The 25005-nt window shown below is 41.8% G+C and carries 14 protein-coding genes; 4 read left to right on the plus strand and 10 right to left on the minus strand.

Annotated features, from left to right (window positions below; genetic code table 11):
- Positions 1 to 377 precede the first annotated feature (377 nt).
- The 5 genes from murC to ACQCT5_RS14645 all read right to left on the minus strand — a co-directional run bounded on the left by murC (position 378) and on the right by ACQCT5_RS14645 (position 7329).
- Positions 378 to 1688 (minus strand): UDP-N-acetylmuramate--L-alanine ligase, encoded by a 1311-nt coding sequence (murC, locus tag ACQCT5_RS14625; RefSeq protein WP_499642737.1) that lies wholly within the window; start codon positions 1686 to 1688, stop codon positions 378 to 380.
- 331 nt (positions 1689 to 2019) lie between these two features.
- Complete coding sequence (locus ACQCT5_RS14630) at positions 2020 to 3105, minus strand: nicotinate phosphoribosyltransferase (RefSeq protein ID WP_499642738.1); 1086 nt, start codon at positions 3103 to 3105, stop codon at positions 2020 to 2022.
- Positions 3106 to 3275: 170 nt separating this feature from the next.
- Entirely contained in the window at positions 3276 to 5816 is a 2541-nt protein-coding gene (locus ACQCT5_RS14635) for a DNA translocase FtsK (RefSeq protein WP_499642739.1), read from the minus strand.
- Between the two features lie 75 nt (positions 5817 to 5891).
- On the minus strand, positions 5892 to 6503 hold the full coding sequence (gene ytpR / locus ACQCT5_RS14640) for a YtpR family tRNA-binding protein (RefSeq protein ID WP_499642740.1): 612 nt from the start codon (positions 6501 to 6503) through the stop codon (positions 5892 to 5894).
- Between the two features lie 16 nt (positions 6504 to 6519).
- Positions 6520 to 7329 (minus strand): DUF1444 domain-containing protein, encoded by an 810-nt coding sequence (locus ACQCT5_RS14645; protein ID WP_499642741.1) that lies wholly within the window; start codon positions 7327 to 7329, stop codon positions 6520 to 6522.
- Positions 7330 to 8015: 686 nt separating this feature from the next.
- Here ACQCT5_RS14645 and ACQCT5_RS14650 point away from each other — a divergent pair.
- A complete protein-coding gene (locus ACQCT5_RS14650) occupies positions 8016 to 12455 on the plus strand; it encodes a S8 family serine peptidase (protein ID WP_499642742.1) in 4440 nt (1479 codons plus the stop codon).
- 46 nt (positions 12456 to 12501) lie between these two features.
- On the opposite strand, the gene ACQCT5_RS14655 is transcribed toward ACQCT5_RS14650, so the two are convergent.
- A complete protein-coding gene (locus tag ACQCT5_RS14655; RefSeq protein WP_499642743.1) occupies positions 12502 to 12813 on the minus strand; it encodes a thioredoxin family protein in 312 nt (103 codons plus the stop codon).
- 5 nt (positions 12814 to 12818) lie between these two features.
- Positions 12819 to 13832 (minus strand): PTS sugar transporter subunit IIC, encoded by a 1014-nt coding sequence (locus ACQCT5_RS14660; protein WP_499642744.1) that lies wholly within the window; start codon positions 13830 to 13832, stop codon positions 12819 to 12821.
- 212 nt (positions 13833 to 14044) lie between these two features.
- Here ACQCT5_RS14660 and ACQCT5_RS14665 point away from each other — a divergent pair, with 212 nt between their 5' ends.
- Entirely contained in the window at positions 14045 to 16192 is a 2148-nt protein-coding gene (locus ACQCT5_RS14665) for a methyl-accepting chemotaxis protein (RefSeq protein WP_499642745.1), read from the plus strand.
- Between the two features lie 110 nt (positions 16193 to 16302).
- Here ACQCT5_RS14665 and ACQCT5_RS14670 read toward each other — a convergent pair whose 3' ends face one another.
- Positions 16303 to 16833: a hypothetical protein gene (locus tag ACQCT5_RS14670; RefSeq protein WP_499642746.1), complete on the minus strand. Its 531-nt coding sequence runs from the start codon at positions 16831 to 16833 to the stop codon at positions 16303 to 16305.
- 167 nt (positions 16834 to 17000) lie between these two features.
- Between ACQCT5_RS14670 and ACQCT5_RS14675 the strand changes: the two genes are divergently transcribed.
- Positions 17001 to 17441 carry a YtoQ family protein gene (locus ACQCT5_RS14675; protein ID WP_499642747.1) on the plus strand — a complete coding sequence of 147 codons (441 nt, stop codon included), beginning with the start codon at positions 17001 to 17003 and terminating at the stop codon, positions 17439 to 17441.
- 180 nt (positions 17442 to 17621) lie between these two features.
- On the opposite strand, the gene ACQCT5_RS14680 is transcribed toward ACQCT5_RS14675, so the two are convergent.
- On the minus strand, positions 17622 to 18878 hold the full coding sequence (locus ACQCT5_RS14680) for a helix-turn-helix domain-containing protein (RefSeq protein ID WP_499642748.1): 1257 nt from the start codon (positions 18876 to 18878) through the stop codon (positions 17622 to 17624).
- 252 nt (positions 18879 to 19130) lie between these two features.
- Between ACQCT5_RS14680 and ACQCT5_RS14685 the strand changes: the two genes are divergently transcribed.
- A complete protein-coding gene (locus ACQCT5_RS14685; RefSeq protein WP_499642749.1) occupies positions 19131 to 20387 on the plus strand; it encodes a helix-turn-helix domain-containing protein in 1257 nt (418 codons plus the stop codon).
- A 63-nt stretch (positions 20388 to 20450) separates the two neighbouring features.
- On the opposite strand, the gene ACQCT5_RS14690 is transcribed toward ACQCT5_RS14685, so the two are convergent.
- A complete protein-coding gene (locus ACQCT5_RS14690; RefSeq protein ID WP_499642750.1) occupies positions 20451 to 24623 on the minus strand; it encodes a S8 family serine peptidase in 4173 nt (1390 codons plus the stop codon).
- Between the last annotated feature and the right edge of the window lie 382 nt (positions 24624 to 25005).

Genomic DNA, 25005 nt, shown 5'->3' on the forward strand with positions numbered 1-25005 from the left:
AGACCGTCATTCCTTATTTTCAGTTGAATGGTGGTCTCAAACATGCTTTTTGTTACCTCCATTTCTTGCTTTCGGTCGAATGACGGTCTCAAACACGCCTTTTGTTACCTCTATTTCTTGCTTTCGGTAAAATGATGGTCTCAAACACGCCTTTTGTTACCCCTATTTCTTGCTTTCGGACGAATGGTGGTCTCAAACACGCCTTTTGTTACCTCCATTTCTTGCTTTCGGACAAATGGTGGTCTAAAACACGCTCTTCCCCATACACAACCTCCGCAACACCTGCCACTCTGTACTTGCATCCCCTCTTAATACAAAATAAAAAAGAGAACAAGGTATAATCACTACCTCATTCTCTTTCAATATTTCATATACGCTTAATTCAATTCCGGAGCCTGCAGCTTCTCATAAGCTTCCTGGAATTTAGTGATATCTCCTGCACCCATGAAAATGATGACGGCATTTTCATGGCGAGTCAACATCTCTGTTCCTTCTTCGCTGAGGATTTCTGCCTGCTCGATTTTTTCTTTTAAATCGTTGATCGTCAGCTTGCCTTGGTTTTCCCTTGCAGAACCGAAGATGTCACATAGGTAGACAAAGTCCGCACCGCCAAGACTTTCAGCAAACTCATTCAGGAACGTCTGGGTCCTCGTGAATGTGTGCGGTTGGAAAACGGCGATTACATCTCGATCCGGGTACTTTTGATTCGCAGCTTCAATTGTTGCGCGAATCTCTGTTGGATGATGGGCGTAATCATCGATCAGCACCTGGGAACCGACCACTTTTTCGGAAAATCTGCGTTTTACGCCACCGAAAGTGAGCAATTGGCTCTGTATCACGTCAACAGGTACTCCTTCATAATGGCATAGAGCAATAACAGCCAAGGAGTTCATAATATTATGGTCGCCATAACCATTAATCTTGAAAGTGGCATAATGATTGTTGCGGACAAATACATCGAATGTTGTTCCTTCGGTGCTCTTCTCGATATGTCTTGCCTGGAAGTCGTTCTCTTCCCCTAAGCCATAATAGATTACCGGAACCTTTGCTTGGATCTTCTGGAGATACTCGTCATCTCCACAAGCGATGATCCCTTTCTTGACTTGAAGGGCCATCTCCTGGAATGCATTGAATACATCATCAATGCTTCCGAAATAGTCCGGATGGTCGAAATCAATGTTTGTCATGATGGTGTAATCAGGGTGATACGATAGGAAGTGTCTTTTATATTCGCATGCCTCGAATACGAAATATTCGCTGTCCTCTGCACCGCGGCCAGTACCGTCCCCGATCAGGAAGGAAGTCGGCTTTGCTCCTTGGATAACATGGGCCAGCAATCCTGTAGTGGATGTTTTCCCGTGAGCGCCGGTTACGGCAACACTTGTGAATTTCTCCATGAACTGACCAAGAAATTGCGGGTACCGGATTACAGGAATGTTCAATTCATGCGCCGCCACAATTTCTTCATGTGAATCAGGAAATGCATTTCCTGCTATTACTGTCATGTTATCTTTTACATTGTCTTTATCAAAAGGAAGGATGGTTATACCTTTTTCTTCCAGACCTTTTTGGGTAAAAAATTTCTTTTCAATATCCGAACCTTGAACTTCAAATTTCATATCGTGAAGAATACCAGCCAAAGCACTCATTCCTGTACCTTTAATACCAACAAAATGATAAATGGTCATGAAAAAACCTCCAACATTTATCTATATATAATCCGTCTGTAACACTTCCTTACAGTCGAATCGAATAGTAGTTTTTTATTTGTAGGCAATGCCTCCGTAACTTCGATAGTTACAGTATATGATTTATATCTCAAAGTGATAATTCCCTCATTCGAAAGCCATCAAACCATATGTATACCAATTTTTTGCCCAACAACTTGTTATTATAGCATGTAATTCAGTTATTCTCCACTTTATCAAAGGAGTGCAGTAAAGTACCCATGATCCACTAGGGGAGAAAAACTGATAGAATCATTGTTCCATCAGTTTTCAAAAATGCTTTATGAGGATATTAATCCACTTTTTCCAAACGTTCATTGAAACGATATTTCCTTCCAGCTTTCGCTTGTGGCTCCCCGTTCAGCATGACATTGTCCCCGGTAAACCCAATAGTGATCTTCAGCAGACTGCCTCCGATACCATAGATGTCCACCGGAACCTTCTGCTCTTCAAATTCCATGATCCTCTGTTGATTGAAGCCTCCACTTACCACGATTTTCACATGCTGAAAGCCTTCCTTATCGAGCGCTTCCCTTAATGCGAATACCAATGGGCCATTCACTCCTCGTGGATCAAACGTGCCCAATACATCCTGGTTACGTATGAAGTGCTGATCAATCATCGTTCTCGATGTATCAATGCGAACACCTTTTAGCTTGTCTCCAAAAACTCTGGCTACCTTCAGTGCGTCTGTAATGACATCGTTGTTGTAATCAACCAGAACAAGCAAATCGTCCTCAGGAAACTTTTCATGATATGCCTTGGATGCTTCGACTATATCACCATTAAAAAGCTGGATAAGGGCATGCGGCATCGTTCCCATTCCCTTTTTTCCCCACCACTCGTTCATCGCGTGTGTAGCCTGGGCTGTTGAACCACCGATATGTGCAGCATATCCATCCCCTGCTTGCTGGGTGAAATGGTCGTCGCGGTCACCCATAAAAATGACAGGCTTCTGCCCTGCAGCCTTGACCACATTGTAGACATTTGTCGAAACTGAAGTGCGTCTTGCCAGTATGCCATCGATGACACCTTCTAGGAACCCAAAGTTTTGATATGGCCCTGTAATTGTAAGCACCGTCTCAAAAGGACTTATTTTATCTCCATCCTTCAGTGAGTATATTTCCAGGGAATCAGGGTCATCTGCAAATGTTTTTATCAGGGCGATTACTTCATCCGTTCCACAAAGTACTGCGTGCTCTTTTTGGAAGAATTGCATGGTAACAATATTGTCAGGTTTATATTCACGTACAATTTCACGCGTTTTCAGGAAATAGACAGCGGAAAACCAGCCCTCTTTCACACGTTCATCAAATTTGAATGTACGATTGGTCAACCTTTTGATTTTTCCTTGTAGCTTTAACTCTATTTCTTTCATCCAAAAAGCTCCTTACGTCCCCTATTTAACAGCTGTTAAATAATGAAGAATGGTTACTGAGGTATAGGCGGCCGGGACAGATTGCCCAATCCGCCTACACTTGTCTTATTAACTATTATCTATATTATAAGAAGTTTATATCCATTTACAACTTTTCCTGCATCTAATCTTCAATACTCCGCTTCTTGCCTTGTTACCAGTTCTTCCTCGGAGACTAATACATCACGGGGCTTACTCCCTTTCGGACCTGATATGACTCCCTGATCCTCCATCAGTTCCATCAATCTGGCAGCGCGATTGTAGCCGATTCTGAATCTGCGCTGAAGGCTGGATGTGGAAGCGACGTTCTGGTCCACCACAAACTGGCATGCTTCGAGGAACAATTCATCTTCCTCTTGAACATAGCTCTCTTTCAGCAATTCCGTCTGTTCAAACAGGTAATTAGGCTTTTGTTCTTTTCTGACGTGTGATACCGCTTTTTCGATTTCTTCATCCGAAACAAAGTTTCCTTGCACACGGATTGGCTTTGGCGCTCCATTTTCCAATAACAGCATATCCCCTCTGCCAAGAAGCCTTTCCGCCCCGCCAATATCAATGATGGTTCTTGAATCCACTTGGGACGACACAGAGAATGCGATACGAGTTGGAATATTCGCTTTGATCAAGCCGGTAATAACATCAACAGAAGGTCTCTGAGTCGCAATAAGGAGGTGCATTCCGCATGCTCTGGCTTTTTGGGCAATACGGCAGATCGCCTCCTCGACGTCACTTGGCGCCACCATCATCAGGTCAGCGAGCTCATCGATGATAATGACCATATAAGGCAAGGTTTCCTGATTATGCTTTTTGGCGCCTTCATTGTATTTTGCAATATCCCTTACGCCTGCATGGACGAATAGGGCATATCTTCTTTCCATCTCCTCCACTGCCCACTTCAATGCAGCAGTTGCAGCCTTTACATCTGTGATGACCGGGCTGACCAGATGAGGAATATGATTATATGGCGTCAACTCGACCATTTTAGGATCGATCAGCAAAAGCTTCACTTCATCTGGAGTACTCTTATAGAGCAAGCTCATGATAATGGAATTCACACATACGCTTTTTCCGGAACCAGTTGCGCCTGCAATCAGTCCATGTGGCATCTTCTGCAGGTCAAACACAACCGGCTGGCCGGAAATGTCCAGTCCCATGGCAACCGTCAATGGAGAAGCATTCTGTATGAATGATGGGTGTCTGAGAATCTCCCTGATAAGTACCGGTTTACTCACCCGGTTTGGAACTTCTATTCCGATTGTGTTTTTCCCTGGAATCGGCGCTTCCATCCTGATATCTCTAGCAGAAAGGCTCAGCTTGATATCATCACTGAGGTTTGTAATTTTATTCACTTTTACTCCAGGTTCAGGCTGTACTTCGAATTGTGTCACAGACGGCCCCTGTGTTGCTTTAACGACCTTCGCCCCTACTCGGAAATGGTGCAGGGTTTCATCAAGCAGCCTTCTTTGGTCCTCCACCCATTCACGATCATTCTCTGAATGCTGTGGGGGTATATTCAGAAGGTGGATAGGCGGCTTTCGATAGTATTCAGGCTGTACCTCTTCGGTTTTTCGTTTTTCCAAGGTGCGTTTATCTTGCTTTAGCATAATCACATTATAGGGAATATGCTGTCTCTTGTATTCTTTATTTCTATCATTCTCCGACTCTCGTCTTGGGCTTCTGACTGGTTCGGCCTGCTGCATTGGTGGACGTTTCGGCTCTTCTGGTTCCATCGTAGTCTCATTCATACCTACTTCTTCGATTGGTTCCATCGTGGTCTCATTCAGATCTATTTCCTCGATTGGTTCCATCGTAGTCTCATTCATACCTACTTCTTCGATTGGTTCCAACGGTTCCGCCAGTTCTTCCAATTCAGGTTCAGTCTCTTCTTCTATTTGTGAAACCGCCTCTTCTACAATAGGATAAAACTCGTAGTTATCGTTCTCCGGAGATACCTCAATAGGTGTTTCTTGCTCTTTCCGGTAGTGATCCACTTCAAGCTCGGCATTGCTCTTAAACTTTTCACTTTTCGGAGTTTGTTCCACGAAATACGTTTCTTCCTCTTCGATATGCCTGTTATTTTCCGTCTCTTCTTTCAACAGACCAAAGCTGAAGGCTTGCACTTTTTCCTTTTCCGTCTCCGGTATGGAAATAGAGTCCTCTTTAATAGTCAATGACTCTTCCATAATAGGATCTACGTTTACTTGATGGTTCTGTCCTACGAAGCTAAGAGTTTCCAATTCGATTTCAGGAATTTCCTCCTCCACTTTTTTACTTACAGGTGGACGAAGGCTATAACCATATACCGGGGACACCACTTCAGTTGGGTGAAACGGCTTCTTCTCTTTCCAGTTCGGCTCCACTTTCTTTTGCACGACCTTTTTGGGAGGTGCAGCTTCTTTTTTAAACTGTTCTTTTATAGTTGGCTCAGAAACCTGCTTTGTGTTCGAAGACACAGTTTCCTTCTTCTTTCTTGGTGCCACTTGCAGAGGTGGTTCCGTCACAACCTTCTCTCCATCGGGTATTAACGGAAAGCGAAATTTGCCATTGGGGTACTGATAGGAAATTCTCGCCTGCATATTCTTCTGTTCCGGTTTCTTAGCATAACTCTGCTCAATTCTCTCCTGCTCGACATCATCATTTAGCTGAGCAAACAGCTTTTTAAACCAGTTCACATCTATCACACTCTTTCTTACTTTAATTTAGCGAAAAATACCACTAGAACGGTCTAGTGGTATTTTCTTTGATTTTTACTTCCCGAAAGGTTGTCCGGCTTTGTACTCATCGGAATCAAGGACTAAAATCCCTTTTTCGGCAGGTGCATTCGGCAGGTCCAATTCTTTGGCGGAACAGATCATTCCATATGAGGCAACCCCACGCAATTCTGCATCCTTGATACTTAGGCCGCTTGGCATAACCGCCCCGACCTTAGCTACCACGACATGCTGTCCCTTGTCTACGTTAGGTGCGCCACAAACGATCTGCAGCACTTCAGTGCCAACGTCCACTTTGCATACACTCAGCTTGTCTGCGTTTGGATGCTTTTCCTTTTCCACCACATGACCTACGACGAACTTAGGGCTCAGATCAGGAGAAAAGCTTTCCTGCACTCCGTTTTCTTTAAAAGCGTCATTGATTTTTCCGACCAATTCTTCTGTAAGTTCCACTTGGCCATTAAACTGTTCCACTTCGACATACTTGGAAGCTTCAAATAGATTGTAGCCGGCCACTTCTTTCGTTTCACTGTCCAGGATGGTTGCTACATCTCCGTTTTTTTCAAAGGTCCTATTTTTCAGTTCCATATCTTTTATGTAGATAAGAAGCGTATCGCCAATACCTTCTTTATTATAGAATACATTCATGTGTAAACCCCTTTTCTCATTTTGTATCCTTATTGTTTTTCCCTAGAATGAAAATTGGTTCCAGTTCTCCTTCTTCATATAGGAAAGAAAGAGCCGTTATCGGGATTTTGCCATTCACAAAGAAGCTCATGGTCAATTCAGCAAGTACATCATACCCTACCTCATTTTGAATGTCAGCAACTATTAGTACATCCTGATGGGGTACAGCCACCGTCATGGTTCCTGTAATCTGCTTTTTAAAGGAATCCAGAAAGCTTTCATTCAGTATTCTGCTCGCATCGTAACCGTCATTGGAGCGGACGAAATAAAAAGTGTTGCCTGCAACGGTATCCTCTTTCATGTTCGTCGGGAGGGAGCGAACATTGAACATTGCCATCTCTTTGATCGTTTTCTTTTCCAGATTCTCTTTTTGAAGCAGTTTCTCATCAATCAGCTTATAGGATTTCCCTAGATCGACGGCATAATAAATCCGCGTTTCCGCAGTATGCTCATCATATACCAGTGGAATATCATTGCTTGAAGTCGGGAAGGAAGTGGACCTTATTACCGGATAGATGTGGCGTTCCGCTCCATTCAATTGGATTGGTACCCTCATGCTCGTTAGTGCTTCCTTAACATAGTATACGTACTCGTCTATGGCTTTTTGGTCATTATTCTGTTCGTATTTAGCAAGCACACCTTGAAGAGCTACACTGATCCCTTTTTGGGTTTCCTTATCCTCTACTCGAAGCGATTCTTGCTCTCTATCATATTTAAAAGTCCAATTGGGATTGGATAATTTGTCTTCCAATATCCGCTTTAATTTCAGGACGGTCATTTTCTCCATGAGGAACATTCCTTTCTCTCATTTAGGTCAACCTTTATTGTACAACAAAAATAGACAACGTGTAATGGGATAGCCCCTTTTCCTCTTTTTTCTCTGGAGATTTGAAATTTTCCATTTCTACCTTTTCCGCTAGTTAGGAAAATAATACTCTTTAATCGGAAAAATAGTTATTAAGCCGCTTTATTGCCTAGCTTTTCCTAGTTCCTTCCGCTTACATGATGTTGCTTTATTCTTTTAGGAATACTTGCATTAGTAAGATTATCTCGATTTTTCGTCAAATCTTTCATTTTTTATAAAGCTAGTGATTAGTGCCTACTACTCCTACTACCTAAGTAGTATGGATAATATCTTATTAGACCTAGATTCATTAGAATATTTTTACATTATTTCTTCGTTTGGGATATCTAGGCATCATTGTACTATTTTACCATCCAAAATAATCCAACTATACCAAAAGAATCATTTTTTGAATATTCTGTTTTCTTTCTTTCTATTTCGACATTCTTCTTCTACATTCTTAATTACTCTTAAATTGTCAACTTAGAAAAACCTACATATACCGGCTTTTTCCAAGTAAAGCGGCCGGATTCTACCATTCTCGCAAATTAAATGGTAGAAGAATTCTGTCAAAGAAAGGGGGATACATGCCGTACGGTTAATCAATACCAATTTGAGGGGGATGTTGAATGAGAAGGAAACGTAATATTGCTAGGTTATTCAGTATCATTATGTGTTTACTTTTGATCGTCCCAAGTTTCACGCTTAACAAAGCGGCTGCACAAGGTAAAGGAGCCACGGTCTCCTTGTCAGGTGAATCGAAAATAACAGCAGCCAGTAAAGTTCCTGATCGACTTGCGACCCAGTTCTCCAAGGACGGTGAAAAGGTCACTTTCCTGATCAAGTTCAAGGAGCAGGTTGACACAATGGCGGTAGCAAGCAAAGCGGCTGAATCAGCAAAAGCCAAGGCTGCTACTGCAAACCAGGAAAAGCTTATGAAAAGAAATGCAGTTGTTTCTGAACTGAGAGCAACTGCAATCGAAACCCAAGTGAATGTAAAAGAATTTCTCGAAAAAGAAGTGGAAGCCGGAAATGCCAAGAACATCCAATCTTTCTACGTGGTGAACGGAATGGCTGTCACCGCCACAAAAGAAGTAATGGAAATGCTTGCACAGTTTCCAGAGGTGGAAAAACTTCTTCCTAACGAAACAAGGCAGCTTGATCCACAAATTGAAGCTCAAAAATCAAATAGTGTCGGCTTGGCGTTAGAAAATCAAAAGCCGGCTGCAGGTTTGGAGAATATCGAGTGGGGTGTGGCTCAGATTGGAGCTCCACAAGCCTGGGAAATGGGAGTGGATGGAACCGGAACTGTTGTCGCAAGTATCGACACAGGTGTCCAGTGGAATCACCCAGCGTTGGTAGAGAAGTATCGTGGATACGATGCCAATAACCCAACAAGCCCTAATCATGAGTATAACTGGTTTGATGCAACTCCTGCCAACCAATCAACTCCTTATGATGATGACGGGCATGGAACGCATGTTACCGGTACGATGACTGGTTCTGAGCCGAACGGTTCCAACCAGGTCGGTGTGGCACCTGGAGCAAAATGGATTGCAGTTAAAGCGTTCACTCCTTCAGGCGGAACCGATGTTGCCTTGCTTTCTGCAGGGGAATGGATCCTGGCACCAAAGGATGCAAATGGTGTTCCAAATCCTGCAATGGCACCTGATGTTGTCAACAACTCATGGGGTGGGGGAGCAGGTCTGGACGAGTGGTACCGACCTATGGTTCAGGCATGGACAGCTGCTGAAATCTTCCCGGCATTTGCTGCAGGGAACACTCGTGTAGGAAATCCTGGAGGACCGGGATCTGTTTCCAATCCTGGTAACTATCCTGAGTCCTTTGCAACTGGAGCAACAGATGTAAATATGAATCTGGCAAGCTTCTCTCTTCAGGGGCCATCTCCTTATGAAGAAATTAAACCTGAAGTTTCAGCTCCAGGTGTAGGTATTAGATCTTCATTCCCAGGCAATGAATATGGTGCCGCCAGCGGAACATCCATGGCAAGCCCGCATGTTGCCGGTGTGGTAGCCTTGCTTAAACAAGTCAATTCCTCCTTGACTATCAGTGACATTGAGGAAATTTTGATGACCACAGCTACACCAAGAACCGACTCCGCATTCCCTGAAACTCCAAACAATGGATATGGGCATGGAATTGTAAATGCATTCGATGCTGTATCCTCCATCATCTCTGGCTTAGGGAAAATTAAAGGGCAGGTTGCAAAAGATGGAGAAGACGATCAAGCTCCTACTTTTGAACATACTGCACCTGCAGAAACATATGCTGGAATGAATTTACCATTAAGCATCAATGTCCAGGATAACGTCAGTATTTCTTCTGTTACACTTCAATATCTCGCTCAGGATGGCAGTTGGGCGAATGTCGATGCTGAACGTGCATCCGGCACCTATAATGATGCCATCTACACTGCTTCCATTCCAGGTGAAGCAATCGCAGAACCATCTGTTTCCTACAAATGGGTGATTGTTGATTTCGGAGGAAATGAAGTTGCTTCCGATACGTACGAAGTCAGTGTTCAACCTGGTATCACACTTGGATACACAGAAGACTTTGAATCCGATCCGATTGGATGGTATTCCTTCGGGGCGGAAAATTCATGGCAATGGGGTGCTCCAACGAGCGGACCTGGCGCTGCCAACTCCGGTGAAAAAGTCTATGCTACTAATCTTGAAGGAAATTACGGGAACAGTGCTAACATGACACTTGTGATGCCTCCTGTGGACCTGCCGGCAGACAGTGCAGCCTACCTGCAGTTCATGAACTGGCATAACCTTGAAACACGTTATGACTTTGCCCATGTGTTTGTTTCCACTGATCAAGAAAACTGGACTCAGCTTCTACGTTTTGACGGTGTGACTACTGAGTGGCAAGCAAGGGAAGTCGACCTGTCCGAATATGCAGGACAGCGCATCTATATCGGCTTTAACGTCACAACCGATGGCAGTGTGGTACGAGATGGCTGGTATATTGATGATGTAGTACTTTCAGCAGAATCTAATGCCGCTGAAGCTGCAATCAAAACTCAGCTTGGTGTACAAAAAGAAAATTCCGTAGAACTGAAGGAAGAACAAGTGAATCCAGATAAGATCCATCCTGCATCAACTCCTGTTCAAAAGGATGAATCAAAAGAAGAATTCAATCCTGCAGCACTTCCTTTAAGTGCACAGGTAACAGTTATCGAGACTGACAGAACGGTAAATACGAACCCTGCAAATGGCCAATATGAATTGCTGCATGCAGCAGGAAGCTATACCGTTAAGGCGGAGAGCTATGGATACTACCCTGCTGAGCAAACAGTGGATATCCCGGCAGATGGGGAAGCGGTAGCGAACTTCGTCCTAGAGGAAATCCCTCAAGGTACACTTACAGGTACTGTTACAAACAGTGCTACAGGTGAACCTATTGCAAATGCTACATTAATGCTTGTTGAGGATGCAGCTGTTGCACCTGTTACAACAGATGAGAACGGCAACTATTCTATCACTGCTTATGAGGGAGATTACACTTTACGAGTTATGGCTCCTTCCTTCTACAGTGAAAATATTCAAGTCAGCGTAGAGCCGAACGGCGAAGCAGCACTTGATGTGGAGCTTCGTCCATTCATCGGCTACCCTGGTGAAATCGGCTATGATGATGGCACTGCAGAGAATGCACGTGCATTCTACGATGCCGGAAACGGTTGGGCAGTAAAAATGTCACTTCCTGAAGGCCAAAACAGTGCCCTTGTAACAGGCGGTTTGTTCCGCTTCTGGGATACGGAATGGCCAGTTCCTGGTGGTACGGCATTCCAAGTCGAAGTATATGATGCATCAGGTGCAGATGGCGCGCCAGGTCAGAAGCTTGCTGGTCCATTCGATGCAACGGCACTTCGAAATGGGGAATGGACAGATGTTGATCTATCTGAACACGGTATCATTGTAGAGCAGGACTTCTACATGGTATACATCCAATCCCATCCGAATCCGAATACACCTGGTCTTGGTACTGATGAAGATGGCGAAAATGCTGCTCGCAGCTGGCAATTGGTTGGAGGCGCATGGTCTCCTGTACCTGAAGAAGAAGGTAACTACATGATCCGCGCAAGAGTCAACTTCGAAGTGACAGCGCCTAGCATCACTTCCCCTGCGGACGGATCGTATACAAACGAAGAGACTGTTACAGTAGAAGGTAATGCGGCTCCTACTACAACAGTACATGTTTTGAATAATGGCGAAGAAGTAGCCACTACTACTGTTACAGAAGATGGAACGTTCGCTGTCGATATCAGCCTGAATGATGGAGAGAATCTCTTAACAGCGAAAGCTTCCACTGACAATGGAACGACAGATCCGTCGGAGCCTGTAACAGTGGTCCTTGACCAAGCAGCGCCGGATTTAACAATTACTGGTCCTGAAAATGGGTCCAAGACAAATCGCGAAACAGCGACAGTCACTGGAACGGTTGCAGATGAAAATCTGGACTTTGTTAAGGTGAATGGAGCGGAGGTTGCGGTGACGGACGGAGCGTTCTCCCACCGAATTCTACTTGAAAGCGGCGAGAATAACATCCAGGTCATCGCACAGGATCTTGCAGGCAACAGTACGACACAAGACGTCACTGTCTTTGCTGATTATGATGCTCCTGTGATCGAGAACTTGCAGCCTACGGAAGATAAGCACTTGAAATCTGGAGAATCTGTGAAGATTGAATTCAGCAGTGAACCTGGATTACGTGCAACCTTCTCAATCCGTATGCCTTTAACCAATGCTTCGGCCATGCTGCAGAACAATGAACCAAGCAACGCAGTTGAACTGCCAATGATGGAGCAATCTCCTGGGTACTATGTTGGTTATTGGACAGCAACTTCCAGCGTGGTTGCCAGCGGAGCCGAAATTGAGGTGAAAGCAACTGATGAATATAATAATGTGACTCGTGCGCTAGCAGAAGGTAAATTGTATATCAATGAAGCTGGCGAAGACGATGGTAAACCTGGTAAACCTGGCAAGCCTGGGAAGCCTGGGAAGCCCGGCAAACCTGGAAAAGGGAAAGGGAAAAAGAACTAAAGTACGAAAAAAGGATGCGGGAGAAAGTTTCCCGCATCCTTTTTACTTATAAAGAAGTAATAAATTGTTCAATCTCTTCCTTAGTTTTTCGATCCTTACTGACAAAACGCCCCGCTTCCTTGCCATTTTTGTAGGCAACAAAGCTAGGAATTCCAAAAACACTCAACTCGGCACATAAATCAATGTACTCATCGCGGTCCACATAGATGAATGTATACTCATTAAACTTTTCCATAATTTCAGGCAATACCGGTTCAATTACTCTACAGTCCGGACACCAGTCAGCCGAAAACATGAAAACCACATTTCGGCTTTCCTTTAATTCATTAAATTGCTCCAACGATTGTAATTTCTCCATTTTCATTACCCTCCAATGTTAATTTTCATATCGCCATCTTTGATATAGGATTTTTTTCTCATCCACTCTGATATAGCTAAACTTACCACAGCCGGGCCAATAATGTGAAGCAGCAAGACTTTGAGCAGGACGGAAACCGAGAAGCCCATGGAAGCAAATGTCATGATCTGCCCGACAAATCCACTCGTGCCCATGCCTGCCCCCTCTTTCACGTTGGTCATGTTAAAAATGGTTGTTCCGATCGGAGCGAATACAACTCCGGCAATAGTCGGAGGAATGATGATCCATGGATTTCTGATAATGTTCGGCACCTGAAGCATGGAGGTTCCGATTCCAATCGCCAAAAGACCTGAAACTTTATTTTCCCTGTAACTGCTGACCGCAAATCCGACCATCTGGGCGGCACATCCAATGGTTGCCGCACCTGCCGCGATTCCCTCAAGTCCAAGCATGAATGCAATTGCCGCACTGGAAATGGGTGCCGTCAAAGCCCAGCCCATCAAAACGGCTACAAGTACTCCCATGATGATCGGCTGTTGTTCTGTTGCCCACATGATGACAGAACCAAGACTGGTCATTCCATAATTGATCGGCGGCCCGATAAAGGTTGCAACGAAAAAGCCTACAAGAATCGTAACAAACGGGGTGACCAGAATGTCCACCTTCGTTTCCTTTGAAACCACTTTCCCTATCTCAGTTGCAAAAAGGGCTGCAATGAAACTTCCTGCCGGCCCCCCCAGCTGTGCTCCAGCAGCACCGGCAATGACGGTTGCAAACAATACGAGCGGAGGTGCCTTCAATCCATAGGCAACTGCCGCTCCTATGGCAGGACCCATCAGCCCCATCGCGAGCACGCCCATCTCAGTGAACCAAGTCCACCCAAGCTGGTCCCCCACTGTTTTAATGATCAGTCCGATGATCAACGACGAAAATAATCCTAAGGCCATGTAGCTAAGCCCGTCAATCAAATATACCCTCGGTGACATTGTCACACCCTTCTTATGTAAAAAGGACTTCATTCTACCGCCTCTTTCCTACTAAATATTCATACCCTCAAACTAATCATATCCAAATTTAGTTTCAGCGCAATAGATAATTCTATTCTTATTTTCATAATCTTTCAAAACCTTATTGTGAATTTTGTTGAATTATGTCTATAATTACTTTAAAATATCTGATTTTTATAAAAACATATAAAATTCGAAAAGATATAAGGATTTAGGGGGGTACCATGAAAACAATCAGAGGAAGAGTCAGATTTATTTTACTAACAGCGATTTTGGGACTTATTGTAGTTTTACTTTTCAACTTTTTATTCTATTTCACTCAGTCTAATGCGAAGAAACAAGAAACAGCACTTTTTGAAGCGGTGAACGGAAGTAAGGACATCAAATATTCATTTGCCGATACACGTAAAAATGAGCAGGAGTTCCTGCGTGTACCAAGTACGGAAACTGCAGAGAAGATAAAAGAGAATCTCGCAGGAATTGCAACTGAATCAGAGAAGCTTCAAAAACAGTTTGCAGAATATGATGATCTTGTTGCCTTGTTTTCACAAATCCAGGCTTCGTCCACGAACTATTTAAATGAATTCCAGCCGTTGGAAGAAGCTTACACCGAAATCGGATTTACAGAATCAACCGGACTGCAGGGACAAATGGGGAACATGGTCCGTAACCTGACCATCAACATCCAAGGTGCAAACCAGGTGGAACTTGAAGAGGTTCTGCTAGATCTACGACTCTATGAACAGCAATACCTGGCGTCCAAACAGGAGATTCGCTACCGGGATTTCAAGAAAACAGCCGAAATATTCCGTACTACCCTAGAGGGGACAGATCTAACCGACTCTCAAAAGGCCGATATTATCAACCTTTTCAATCCATATACGGAAACAATGAATACCCTATATGAAAACTATACCATGTCCGTCACGTATATTCGGAACTTTGAAGAAATCAGCAATGAAGTGGAGTCAAGTGTCAATGAGGTGGAGTCCAATGTCTCCTCTCTACAAACGGAGCTCCAAAAGGAATTAAACTCCAATCTTCAAACAATCATGCTTTTATCACTCATTATCAGTGTTCTACTGCTTCTATTCCTGAGCACCACCGGTTATTTCCTGAACCGTAAAATAGCTGTTTCGATCCGTTCCCTAAAGGATGGGGCATCGAAAATCGGGGAAGGGAATTTTGCGTATCGTGTTCCCATCACTACCAAAGATGAGATGGCCGACCTGGCTCAGACATTCAATTCCATGGCTGAGAGAATGCAAGTTTCCTTGTTAAAGGTAATGGAAGCAACGGACAAGCTTCATTCCTCTTCCCAGAACCTAGCAGCCATTTCAGAGGAAACGACTGCACAATCAACAGAGGTGAATGAAGCAATCAAACAGGTCGCAATGGGGTCGAGCGAGCAAGCAAGACATTTGGATGAAAGTACAGAAATTCTGCATCACGTCAAAGAAGCCGTCGGAAAAACTGATCGCTTCAGCAAAGAAATCAAGCTTCAGGCTGATAGCGCCAAGGTAGTCGGGGAAGAAGGGTTGACAGTCGTACAAGACCTTCACCAATCATCCGAGCAATTCCTGTCCCTTGCCAATCATCTGACAGAACGTGTACAGCAGGCTACCAAACAATCACAACAGATTCATACTATCGTAGCAACCATACAGGAAATAGCAGAAAACACAGACCTTCTTGCTCTTAATGCAGCCATTGAATCTGCAAGAGCCGGTGAAGCCGGAAGGGGTTTTGCAGTAGTTGCCCAGGAAGTACGGAAGCTTGCGGAACGATCCAAGCATGAAGCACTTTCCATTAAAAAGCTAGTTGCGGAAATGGGTAGCCAGATGAGTAAGCTATCCAATGATGCCCTTCAATTCAATGAATACAGGGAGCTCCAGCAGCAATCCGTTACTCAGACAAAGTCATCGTTCGAAAAAATCGCACATAATGTCCTGGAAATCAACCATAAAGTGAATGATGTCCAACAAGCTATCGCGCAGGTTACCCACTCAAACGTGATGCTGGAGGAAAAATTATCAGAGGTGCATTATATTTCAGAGGAAGCAGCAGCGGCCTCCGAGCAGGTAAGTGCATCAAGTGAACATCAGATTTTAGCAATCGAGCAGGTGAATGAGGCGGCACTTTCCCTATCTGATATAGCTACTGAGCTTCAAGAAGAAGTGAGTCAGTTTGTTGTGGTGGATGAAGTTGGTGAAGATGAAGCAGCACAGTCGGCATACCTGGATTCTGTTGAAGACTATGAAGACGAAAATGTGGACATGGAGCAGTTCGAAGGGCTACATGAAGAACAAAAAGCGTATAATGAGGCGGCAATTGGCCTCGAAGAAGAAGAAAAACACAATTACAAGAAGTAGTATATTTATTAAGCAGCTGTCCTTGGGGCAGCTGCTTTATTTATTTACCTCCAATGAATTTCCCCATAAAAAAAGCCAACCATCGAATGGTTAGCTGACATCTATTTTAATTAGCTCTCTTCCCCCTGCACTTCCACAGATGATACAATTTCCATCATCGTATCCGCACTCTTTTCCATATTATCAGGGTCGGTCACAGTCGTCATCTTGACTCCGCCAACTCCAACCGTTATCTCATAGAACTCTTCCTTTTCATCGTCCAGTCTATCAATAATCACGTATCCAAATTCTCCATTTTCGGTAAATGTCTCTTCCACTTCAGGGCTATCATAGGCTTCAAGAGTAGATTCATAAATGACCTTAGAATCATCCGGTTCAAAAGGATTGATAAAGAGTATATATGTCTGTTCTTTATGTGTCAGGACTATATTGTTGGTTGCAGCACTATCCACTTCATACCCAGGAGGCAGATAATAGTTGAATTGATCGCTGGTCTCGTTTGTTTCTTTCTTCTCTTCGCTCAAAGATTCTTTAACCGCTTTCAACGTTTCCTTCGATGCATCCTCAAATGTTAAGGAACATCCACTTAATAATAGAATCGAAAAAATAAAAATAGAAATAAATGCTCTTCCCAAATACAACTCTTCCACTCCTTTAGTACATTTAGACTAGAAAATACCACTTCATCTATCATACCTATAATAGTTTTGTGTTGACAAGGATATTTTCGAATTATCACTTTATTCCTCCATTTATGATAGACTAAAAAGCAGGAAAACTACAAGAGGTACTATTTGGAGGGATAAGGATGAAACTGACAGTTTACCTAGCAGGAGAAATTCACACACCATGGCGCGAGGAATTGATGGATAAGGTCCGCGCACTGAACCTTCCCATCAATTTTGTCGGGCCGATGACTGACCATAATAAGTCGGATAATATCGGTGAAATCGTTCTTGGAGAACAAATGAATGCAATAGCCAAAGATGAAGCTGCATCCCAGATCAACAACCTGAGAACACAGCTTCTCATGAAAAAGTCTGATATGGTGATCGCCCTATTCGGTGAAAAGTATAAGCAGTGGAATACGGCGATGGATGCAAGCGCGGCGATTTCCCTGCAAAAACCATTGATTCTCATCAGGCCGGAAGCGTTGCATCACCCTTTAAAAGAGCTATCCAATAAAGCGAATGTGACAGTTGAGACAGTGAATCAGGCATTGAAGGTATTGGCTTATATTTTTGAATAGCAAATGAAAAAGCAAAGATATTCCAGCAGATTCTAATTCGGAGTACAAAACTGATTCACTGTGAAAATGTTCTTTAATTTCACAATCCATAGTATAGTCTGCTGCAACACGCACAAGAGTGTTTAAGGATGAAACCCCTTAAACACTCTTATTTTGGAGTATTATTAGTTCAACCATATTTTAATGAATGTGCCCTGTCTTTAATAATTGGGTATATTTCTCTTCATGTTGGTTATTTGCATAGAATCTATATTGCCAAAATGCTAACAGACATTTTTTAAACCTTTCCATATTCCCTATTCTATTGGATAATTCCGCCACCTCTAATAACTCCATCAAACCATTTTCAAAATGATTGCATTTACATTGAAACAAAGCATAAGCATAGCGAAAATCCAGATTTTTTTTTTCTTTTAGCCATGGTTCCTTACTTACAGCCATGTCCTCGATTACATGTTTGAATCTTTTTATTAATTTTTTTGCATCATCTAACCTATTGTTTCGAACATATGTCTCTAATATTATTGACATACCAACATACAAATCGTCCCTAACCTCCAGCCAGGAGAGATATTCATCTGCATATTCAGACCGTCCGAAGTCCAAAAGTGCCACATATCGATTACCTACTGCTGTATCTGCAAAGAATTCGTTTATTTGTGCATATTTGTTAATAAGTTCTAACACTTCCTCAAGAGTTGCACCTAATCTTGCCAAGGCAAAACCCTTATACATTAGAGCCCACCCACAAAACTCCCCTTCAGGTGCCAAGTGTTTCAATTTTTCAGCGTAATTCAATACTTGACCCCATTCTTCACGCCGATAGTAATCTGCCATGATCCACATATATGCTTCTTTCCTATAATCAACTGGCATATAGGCCAGTTGATCTAGTAAATGTGTAAGTGCATGCTGGCCCTTGTTTGTCAATCTAACAATATAAAATTTTCGAAAATAGCTGACTGCTACATTTTCTGAAAAGCGATCCAACTCACTATCTATAATCACCTCATACAGAGGAAGTGCCAGCATACCTTTTCCTTCATGGAAGAGATTTTCTGCTACAGAAAATATATATTGTAAGTTTTTCTTCCTCATCGTTTTTGAACTTTCTTCCAACATCATCGTTATCAAATCATTGCAATGCTTTACAAAACCTCCGGATGCACATTTATATAAGAACTGAATACTTCTTCGTTTGTCGATGCGATTCCCTTCGTTCAAGCATTCTTCCAAATAGTGTTGATAAAAGGTACCTTCAGGTAGCCCGAAAGCACTTGTAATCGAATCTAGATTTTGCAAAGAAAGCGGCTGTCTATGATTGAGAATCCGGCTAATCTCGCTAATGTGAATACCAGAATTCTTCGATAGTTCGGTTTTATTACAGTTGTCCCTTTGCATATATTTCTGAATCTCTTGAAATAGTACAATATTCATTCTTATTCACCCGATTCTTTAACCAGAATACTTTATACATCGTTACTCCATGTCAGTTAACATACTATTATATGGTTTTCTATCATAATTTGATAGAATTTTTCAAAAATAATATTCCGTCAAACCTAATTATAATAAATGGAAACACGATATGAAAGAGTTGAAAGAGAGAAATTACACGCCTGGGGAAAAAGCATTCATTCGACCAGGAATTTTTTCCTTTCAATTTTATTTCTACTAGGGGGGAAATTCATGCATGAAGGAAGAATAATAAAGTATTTTCGCCAGAAAGCTAAATTAACCCAACAACAGCTTGGAAATGGAATATGTTCTGACACTCATATAAGTAAAATTGAACGGGGAATGACAGAATATTCTTCAGAAATCACGGTGTTGCTTTCTAAACGGCTGGGAATAAATATCGAAGAGGAAATAGAGAGATACCATAACATAAAGAAGCTCCTGAGTCGTTGGCATGATGCAATCATCATGCAAAGAATGGAAGATATCGAAAATATCAAAGACGAACTAGAAGAAGAAAATCTCATTAAAATTAGTGATTATCAAGTTCTTTATGAACTGCTTAAAGCGAGATATCACCTTCTACATAATAATTTTAGAATAGCAGACAAAATCATAAAGGATATACAAAAGGAACAAAGGAAGCTACCACCATACGAAAGTAACTTACTGAAGCATAATTTAGGGATGTATTACTTGTCTAATAAGGAAATGACAAAAGCGGTCCATATTCTAAAAAAAATAAATTTTAAAGATTACAATAATCCAGAGTATTATCTTACTCTAGCAACCTCCTATCTGGGAGTAAATTCAAAAGTCATGGCTTATTATTATGCTGATAAATCTTTGGAACATTTTATTAAAAGTAATAATTACCTTAATGTGATAGATGCTGAAATGATTATGTTAATGACCCATAATGGAGAGGATCAACGTGATTTCCCAAAAGTAGCCAAGCAATATGAAAAATTACTCCAAACATGCGATCTTTGTCATGCCCTCGGTAAAAAGGCGCTAGTGCTTCATAATTTTGCATATGAGCACTATTGTAGAAAAGACTTTGAAGCTGCCAGCCGCTTGTATCAAAAATCAATGTTATTAAAAGAAAAAAAATCAGCAGCATACCTATCCTCATTGGAAGGTTATGTCAGGAGTAGTCATGAGGGGAATTATTTGTCAACTGAGGAATTAGCATATCTTGGACACGAGGGATTATCAATTGCAAGAGAAATCAATCTAAGCTTGTATATGTATAGTTTTCAGCTTCTCCTATATTTGATTCACAAACAAAAAACAGAATATTATAACTTTTTAACCACGAAAGCTTTACCTTATTTTAAAAAGAGTGGTTATGTTACTTTAGTGAAACGGTATGAAAAAGAACTTTTCAACAATTATTTTAAATACGGGCATAAGGATTTTGCCCTAAAACTTGCAGATATATTAATTAATGATGTTGAAATACAAGAAGGTGTGGGTAGTTATTAAGATAGTTTCGCATGAACTGTAAAATTACTGTTAAATGCCAGGGATTTCTCCCCGGCATTTTTTTTAATATTTCAATTCAAGTCCTATAGATCGGAATAATTTTTCTAAAGTAACATTGCCCCGTTTTTCTTTAGGTTTTTTATTCCCTTTGACATCTGGCCCTACTTTCAAGAAATTTTTCTCGATGTATCGGAGGTCTTTCTCATCTACTTTACCATCTTGGTTGATATCTCCCTTGTTTACACCTACATTCTCTTTTCCATAGGAGAAAACAGCAATAATCGCATCGTTAATATCAATCATTTTGTCACCATTTACGTCACCCGCATAGCCTGTTTCTATTTGGGCTATATGTCGTGTCCCTACTAACTCACCATCAATATACGTCCCTACAGTCTGAGTCGTTTTGCTCGTAAGGTGACCAGGTACTTGCACATAGATGTCATAATCTTGTTCTGTAGTTGGTAGTTTATCTATTGTATAGTAAGCATTACTATGAATAATCGATGCTTCAAAGGTTTTTCCATTGTTATTTTTCGCATAGACCTTTGCTCCAAGCTTAGAGTAGTCAATCGTATTATCCCATTGACCATTTTCTCTTATGAATGCTTCGGGTTTCATGTTCCCATTTACGATGGAGTATTTTGCCAGAATTATAAATGACTTGTCTTTATATACTCGAATCGTAGTAGGGTTAGAATCTGATGTTTTCTTGTATTTAAAGGCAGTAGTATCAAATGATAATGATAATCCATCTTGGTAAGTGTAGTTTTCATCGTTTATGACTTTGAATGTGACATCCAAAAACGGTAAGTTCTGATCGATAGCTAAATCATTTTCCTCAATCGAAGCTCCTACTTTGACAGTACTAGCATTTAATGTTGGTTCATCTAATATAACGTTAACTCCCTTTTCCTCCGTGTACTTTTCAAAGGCCTCATTGACTTTGACATTCAGAAATTCAAAGTGTTTATTATAGAAAGGTACAGTGAATTCTCCAGAGGCCAGTTGCTTAACATTGTTCAAATTCAATGTCATCGTAATTTCGTCCCCAAGACGCACCTTTTCTTTATCATAACTTGGAACCGCGTATTCCGTTCCTTCTTTTATGAACAGGTAACGATTTATGCCTTGCGGATATCCTACTGAAGCTGTTGCATTATCAAATACAAATAAATTGGAGTCTAAATAAGACATTTGGTCAATTCTTTCCTTCGTTGCAGGGAATCTAAAGTTCCCTTCGCTATCCACCGCAAGGAAATAATGATTATAGTAGTTATACTCCCACCAAAGTACACCATTCACAGATTGATCGATAGCCATCCCTTTCTGTTTGAGAGCATCGACAGTCGAATCATATACGTTTCCGTGAATCCATACTGCAGGGCCGTCATATCCTTCTTCTATTGTGTACATCGAATCATCCACTTCATAAATACCAGGATCCATGGATACCTCTACCTCCGGAGGAGTATTATCAATCATCACCATTGCGCCCTTTCCCCGGGGTATACCTTGCTCATCATACCCAATCATCTCGAATGTATAATCACCTTCCGGCAGTTTCACCTCTTTATCAGAAATTGGCTGCGAAGGATCATTGGTAAATGGGTATACTTTTCCTTTAAAAATAGCATCCGCCCAATAATCAATACCTGTCAATAAAAGGCTTGCATCAATGGTTGCAATAAATCCAATTGCTTCCCCTGATTTTCCATCTTTAACCAATACATCAATCGTCTCTAATGGAGTTGATAATTTTACGATTGCATTGGTATATGGCGTATAATACGGATGTGCCTTCGAATCATTCGCAATCATAGGTCTTGTCAATACCATTTTCTCAAATCCTTTTTCTGTCACACGGATGGAAAAAGGTATTCGGTAATTTTCTTCTTCATGTTCCGAATTAATAAGGGTAACATATCCTTCATACCGCCCGAATTCTGCATCTTGTGAAACGCGTATTGTCGGCTCAACCTCAGCAGTTTTTCCTGGTTCAATAGAAACTTTATTTGGTATTATTAATTCTACGCCATTTTTGTCGGCATCCCGAATTTCTCCTTTAGCTGGTAAGAATTCAACATTTGTGTTAAACTCCTTCACATCTTTTTCATTGAAGTTCTGTATAACTATTTTCCTGCTGTCTTCAATAGGCCCATCTTCCTCTTTAAAGTGACTGCCGAAAGCAATTGATCCCGTTTCTTCATCAATTTCGATGAAATTCCCATCTTGTTCATGCATCGTTTTGTCCATAACTTTTATTAGGGTTTCTGCATGGACCGCTTCATACGCATTAATTCGGCCTGAGCCGATTTCATTGACGGAGTATTCACCATTCATTTTATCCGCCGTATTCATTAAGGCCGTTTTCACATCAAAAGGTGTATATTCAGGATTGGCTTGCAAGATTAGCGCTGCCGTCCCAGCTACGTGAGGAGCAGCCATGGATGTCCCTTGGAGACGAGCATATGCGCTATCGTAATTTTCCCCATCCTGTGGATCATTGATGAACTCAGGAATAGTAGAAAATATTGCCACTCCCGGCCCGACGACATCTGGTTTAATGTCATCATTCCCGTTAACGGGACCTCTTGAACTAAATTCAGCTAAGCGGTCTCCTTCTGTCTTAATGCTACCTAATGATTCAAAGGTGATTTCTGATTGTGAAAGCAACTGTTCTCCGTCAGCTTTTGTAATCCGGAAAGTAGGAATATAATGCATCCCTTCCCCAAGATAAGCTTCTATTTCACCCTCAACATGGTTGTAGACAATTACAGCTTTAGCACCTGCAGCTCTAGCATTTTGAATTTTTTCATCAAATGTAATGTTGCCTCGTTGAATGATTGCTACCTTACCAGCCACATCTTTATTGTTAAAGTCACTTTTAGTTCCTATTCCCACATCGACAGTAGGCAAGGTTTTATTTTCGAGAACTTTTAAGTTATCTGTAAAGTTTTGCGCCAATAACTTCATGTCGGTTATGCTGGCTTCCCCTGCACTTGCAGTAATCGTTGGAATGGTTACCGTAACATCACTGGCCCCTACCGTAATTCCTAATGCAGCTGCTCCAGGAGATCCTAGCGTTTTTTCACCAGGTCCTGCGTTTCCTGATGCAACGACAGTGACAACGCCTGAGAGCATCGCATTATTGACCGCTATAGATGCTGGATTTAGCGGATCATTAATACTTGATCCCAAAGATAAGTTAATAACATCCATCCCATCTTGGACCGCCCTGTCAATGCCTGCAATGACCGCAGCGAGCGAACCTCTCCCATAAGAGCCCAAAACACGATACATATATAAATCGACATCAGGGGCTACTCCCTTTACTGCAGATGGCGAGCTGTTTTTCTTTTGTGCTGCGATAGAGCCAGCTACATGCGTTCCATGTAAAGTATAGTAACTGGAACCACCTTCAAATTCAGGCCTTCCGGAATCCTTCCACTCCTGATAAGTTGCCTCCATTGGATCCGAATCATTATCAACAAAATCGTATCCACCTTTATAAGAATTTTTTAAATCTGGGTGATTATAGTCAATTCCTGTATCAATCACCCCCACTTTCACTCCCGAACCAGAAATGTTCTCTTGATGCAGCTTGTCCGCACCGATTTGTACAAGGCTATCATCTACCTTTGAGGAAGTTGATGATTTCATTTCACTTGCTTCTTCTGGTAGGTCAAGCTTCACTTCGGCATCTTTCCAAATACGTTTGACAACTCCTGTACTAAGTAACTCTTGCACCGCCGTTCCCGGTAATGTCATCGCTACCCCATTGAATGCCTCATGGTATTCTCTCGTAATCTTGGAGTCTTTCATCTTTTCTTCATTTGGTCTATTTAAGCTTTTGATAGTTTTCCATTCTTTTTGAAACGTATCGTGATCTTTTTTCACTTTACTTTTTGCTGAAGAAAGAGTCATTCTTTTTCCTTTTGCAGCATTCTTTGCCACTTCCACCTCTGCTGGGTCAGAATTAAATTCTACAATTACGTTGACTAATTCTGAACTCTCTTTGTTAATATCAGGTGAAACGACAAACCCTGGTGTAATCTCAAGTTCTTTCAGCGCTTTCCTTTGCTGCTCCGTTAAATTAACTAACATCTGCTCCACACTATTTTTATTATTCTGAACATTATCTTCAGCAATAGCTTTATATGAAGTCCCCGTGGAAAATAACAAACTAGCAACTAAAGTTCCTGTAATTAAATGTTTTATTTTTCCAATACTCATACCGTTCCTCCTAGAAAAATTATTCTAAATCTAAAGCATGGTGAAAAAGAAATTTAGTAGACTCATAATAATTGGCTCTGATTGTTGATATTGAGTAGGATTCTAGCTGTTTACTTCTTACAGAGGTACCGGCAATCTTGAGATCCCGCAGGGCAAAGCCCGGGGAAGCTCAAGGTAGCCCTTGGATAAGCTCAGCCTGTTGCGGAAATCAAGAGCGGCGCTTAACAGAGCCTAATAATCAAATCCAAGTTTCAACAATTGTTGCGTCATCACCGGGTGATTTTTTTATTAGAGAAAATCCCTTAGGTATTTCCTTTCTAATAGCTTCTAGATTTGTTCTCATCAAGATATAGTTAGTAGGTTTATTGACATCGAATACCCT

The sequence above is a fragment of the Sutcliffiella halmapala genome, from assembly GCF_050107295.1.
GTDB lineage: Bacteria > Bacillota > Bacilli > Bacillales > Bacillaceae_I > Sutcliffiella_A > Sutcliffiella_A halmapala_A.

What these genes read in the sequence shown, in the direction of transcription:
- murC (WP_499642737.1), bottom strand. Translation starts at nt 1,688, where the DNA reads ATGACCATTTATCATTTTGTTGGTATTAAAGGTACAGGAATGAGTGCT.
- ACQCT5_RS14650 (WP_499642742.1), top strand. Translation starts at nt 8,016, where the DNA reads ATGAGAAGGAAACGTAATATTGCTAGGTTATTCAGTATCATTATGTGT.
- ACQCT5_RS14665 (WP_499642745.1), top strand. Translation starts at nt 14,045, where the DNA reads ATGAAAACAATCAGAGGAAGAGTCAGATTTATTTTACTAACAGCGATT.
- ACQCT5_RS14645 (WP_499642741.1), bottom strand. Translation starts at nt 7,329, where the DNA reads ATGGAGAAAATGACCGTCCTGAAATTAAAGCGGATATTGGAAGACAAA.
- ACQCT5_RS14655 (WP_499642743.1), bottom strand. Translation starts at nt 12,813, where the DNA reads ATGGAGAAATTACAATCGTTGGAGCAATTTAATGAATTAAAGGAAAGC.
- ACQCT5_RS14630 (WP_499642738.1), bottom strand. Translation starts at nt 3,105, where the DNA reads ATGAAAGAAATAGAGTTAAAGCTACAAGGAAAAATCAAAAGGTTGACC.
- ACQCT5_RS14680 (WP_499642748.1), bottom strand. Translation starts at nt 18,878, where the DNA reads ATGAATATTGTACTATTTCAAGAGATTCAGAAATATATGCAAAGGGAC.
- ACQCT5_RS14685 (WP_499642749.1), top strand. Translation starts at nt 19,131, where the DNA reads ATGCATGAAGGAAGAATAATAAAGTATTTTCGCCAGAAAGCTAAATTA.
- ytpR (WP_499642740.1), bottom strand. Translation starts at nt 6,503, where the DNA reads ATGAATGTATTCTATAATAAAGAAGGTATTGGCGATACGCTTCTTATC.
- ACQCT5_RS14690 (WP_499642750.1), bottom strand. Translation starts at nt 24,623, where the DNA reads ATGAGTATTGGAAAAATAAAACATTTAATTACAGGAACTTTAGTTGCT.
- ACQCT5_RS14675 (WP_499642747.1), top strand. Translation starts at nt 17,001, where the DNA reads ATGAAACTGACAGTTTACCTAGCAGGAGAAATTCACACACCATGGCGC.
- ACQCT5_RS14660 (WP_499642744.1), bottom strand. Translation starts at nt 13,832, where the DNA reads ATGAAGTCCTTTTTACATAAGAAGGGTGTGACAATGTCACCGAGGGTA.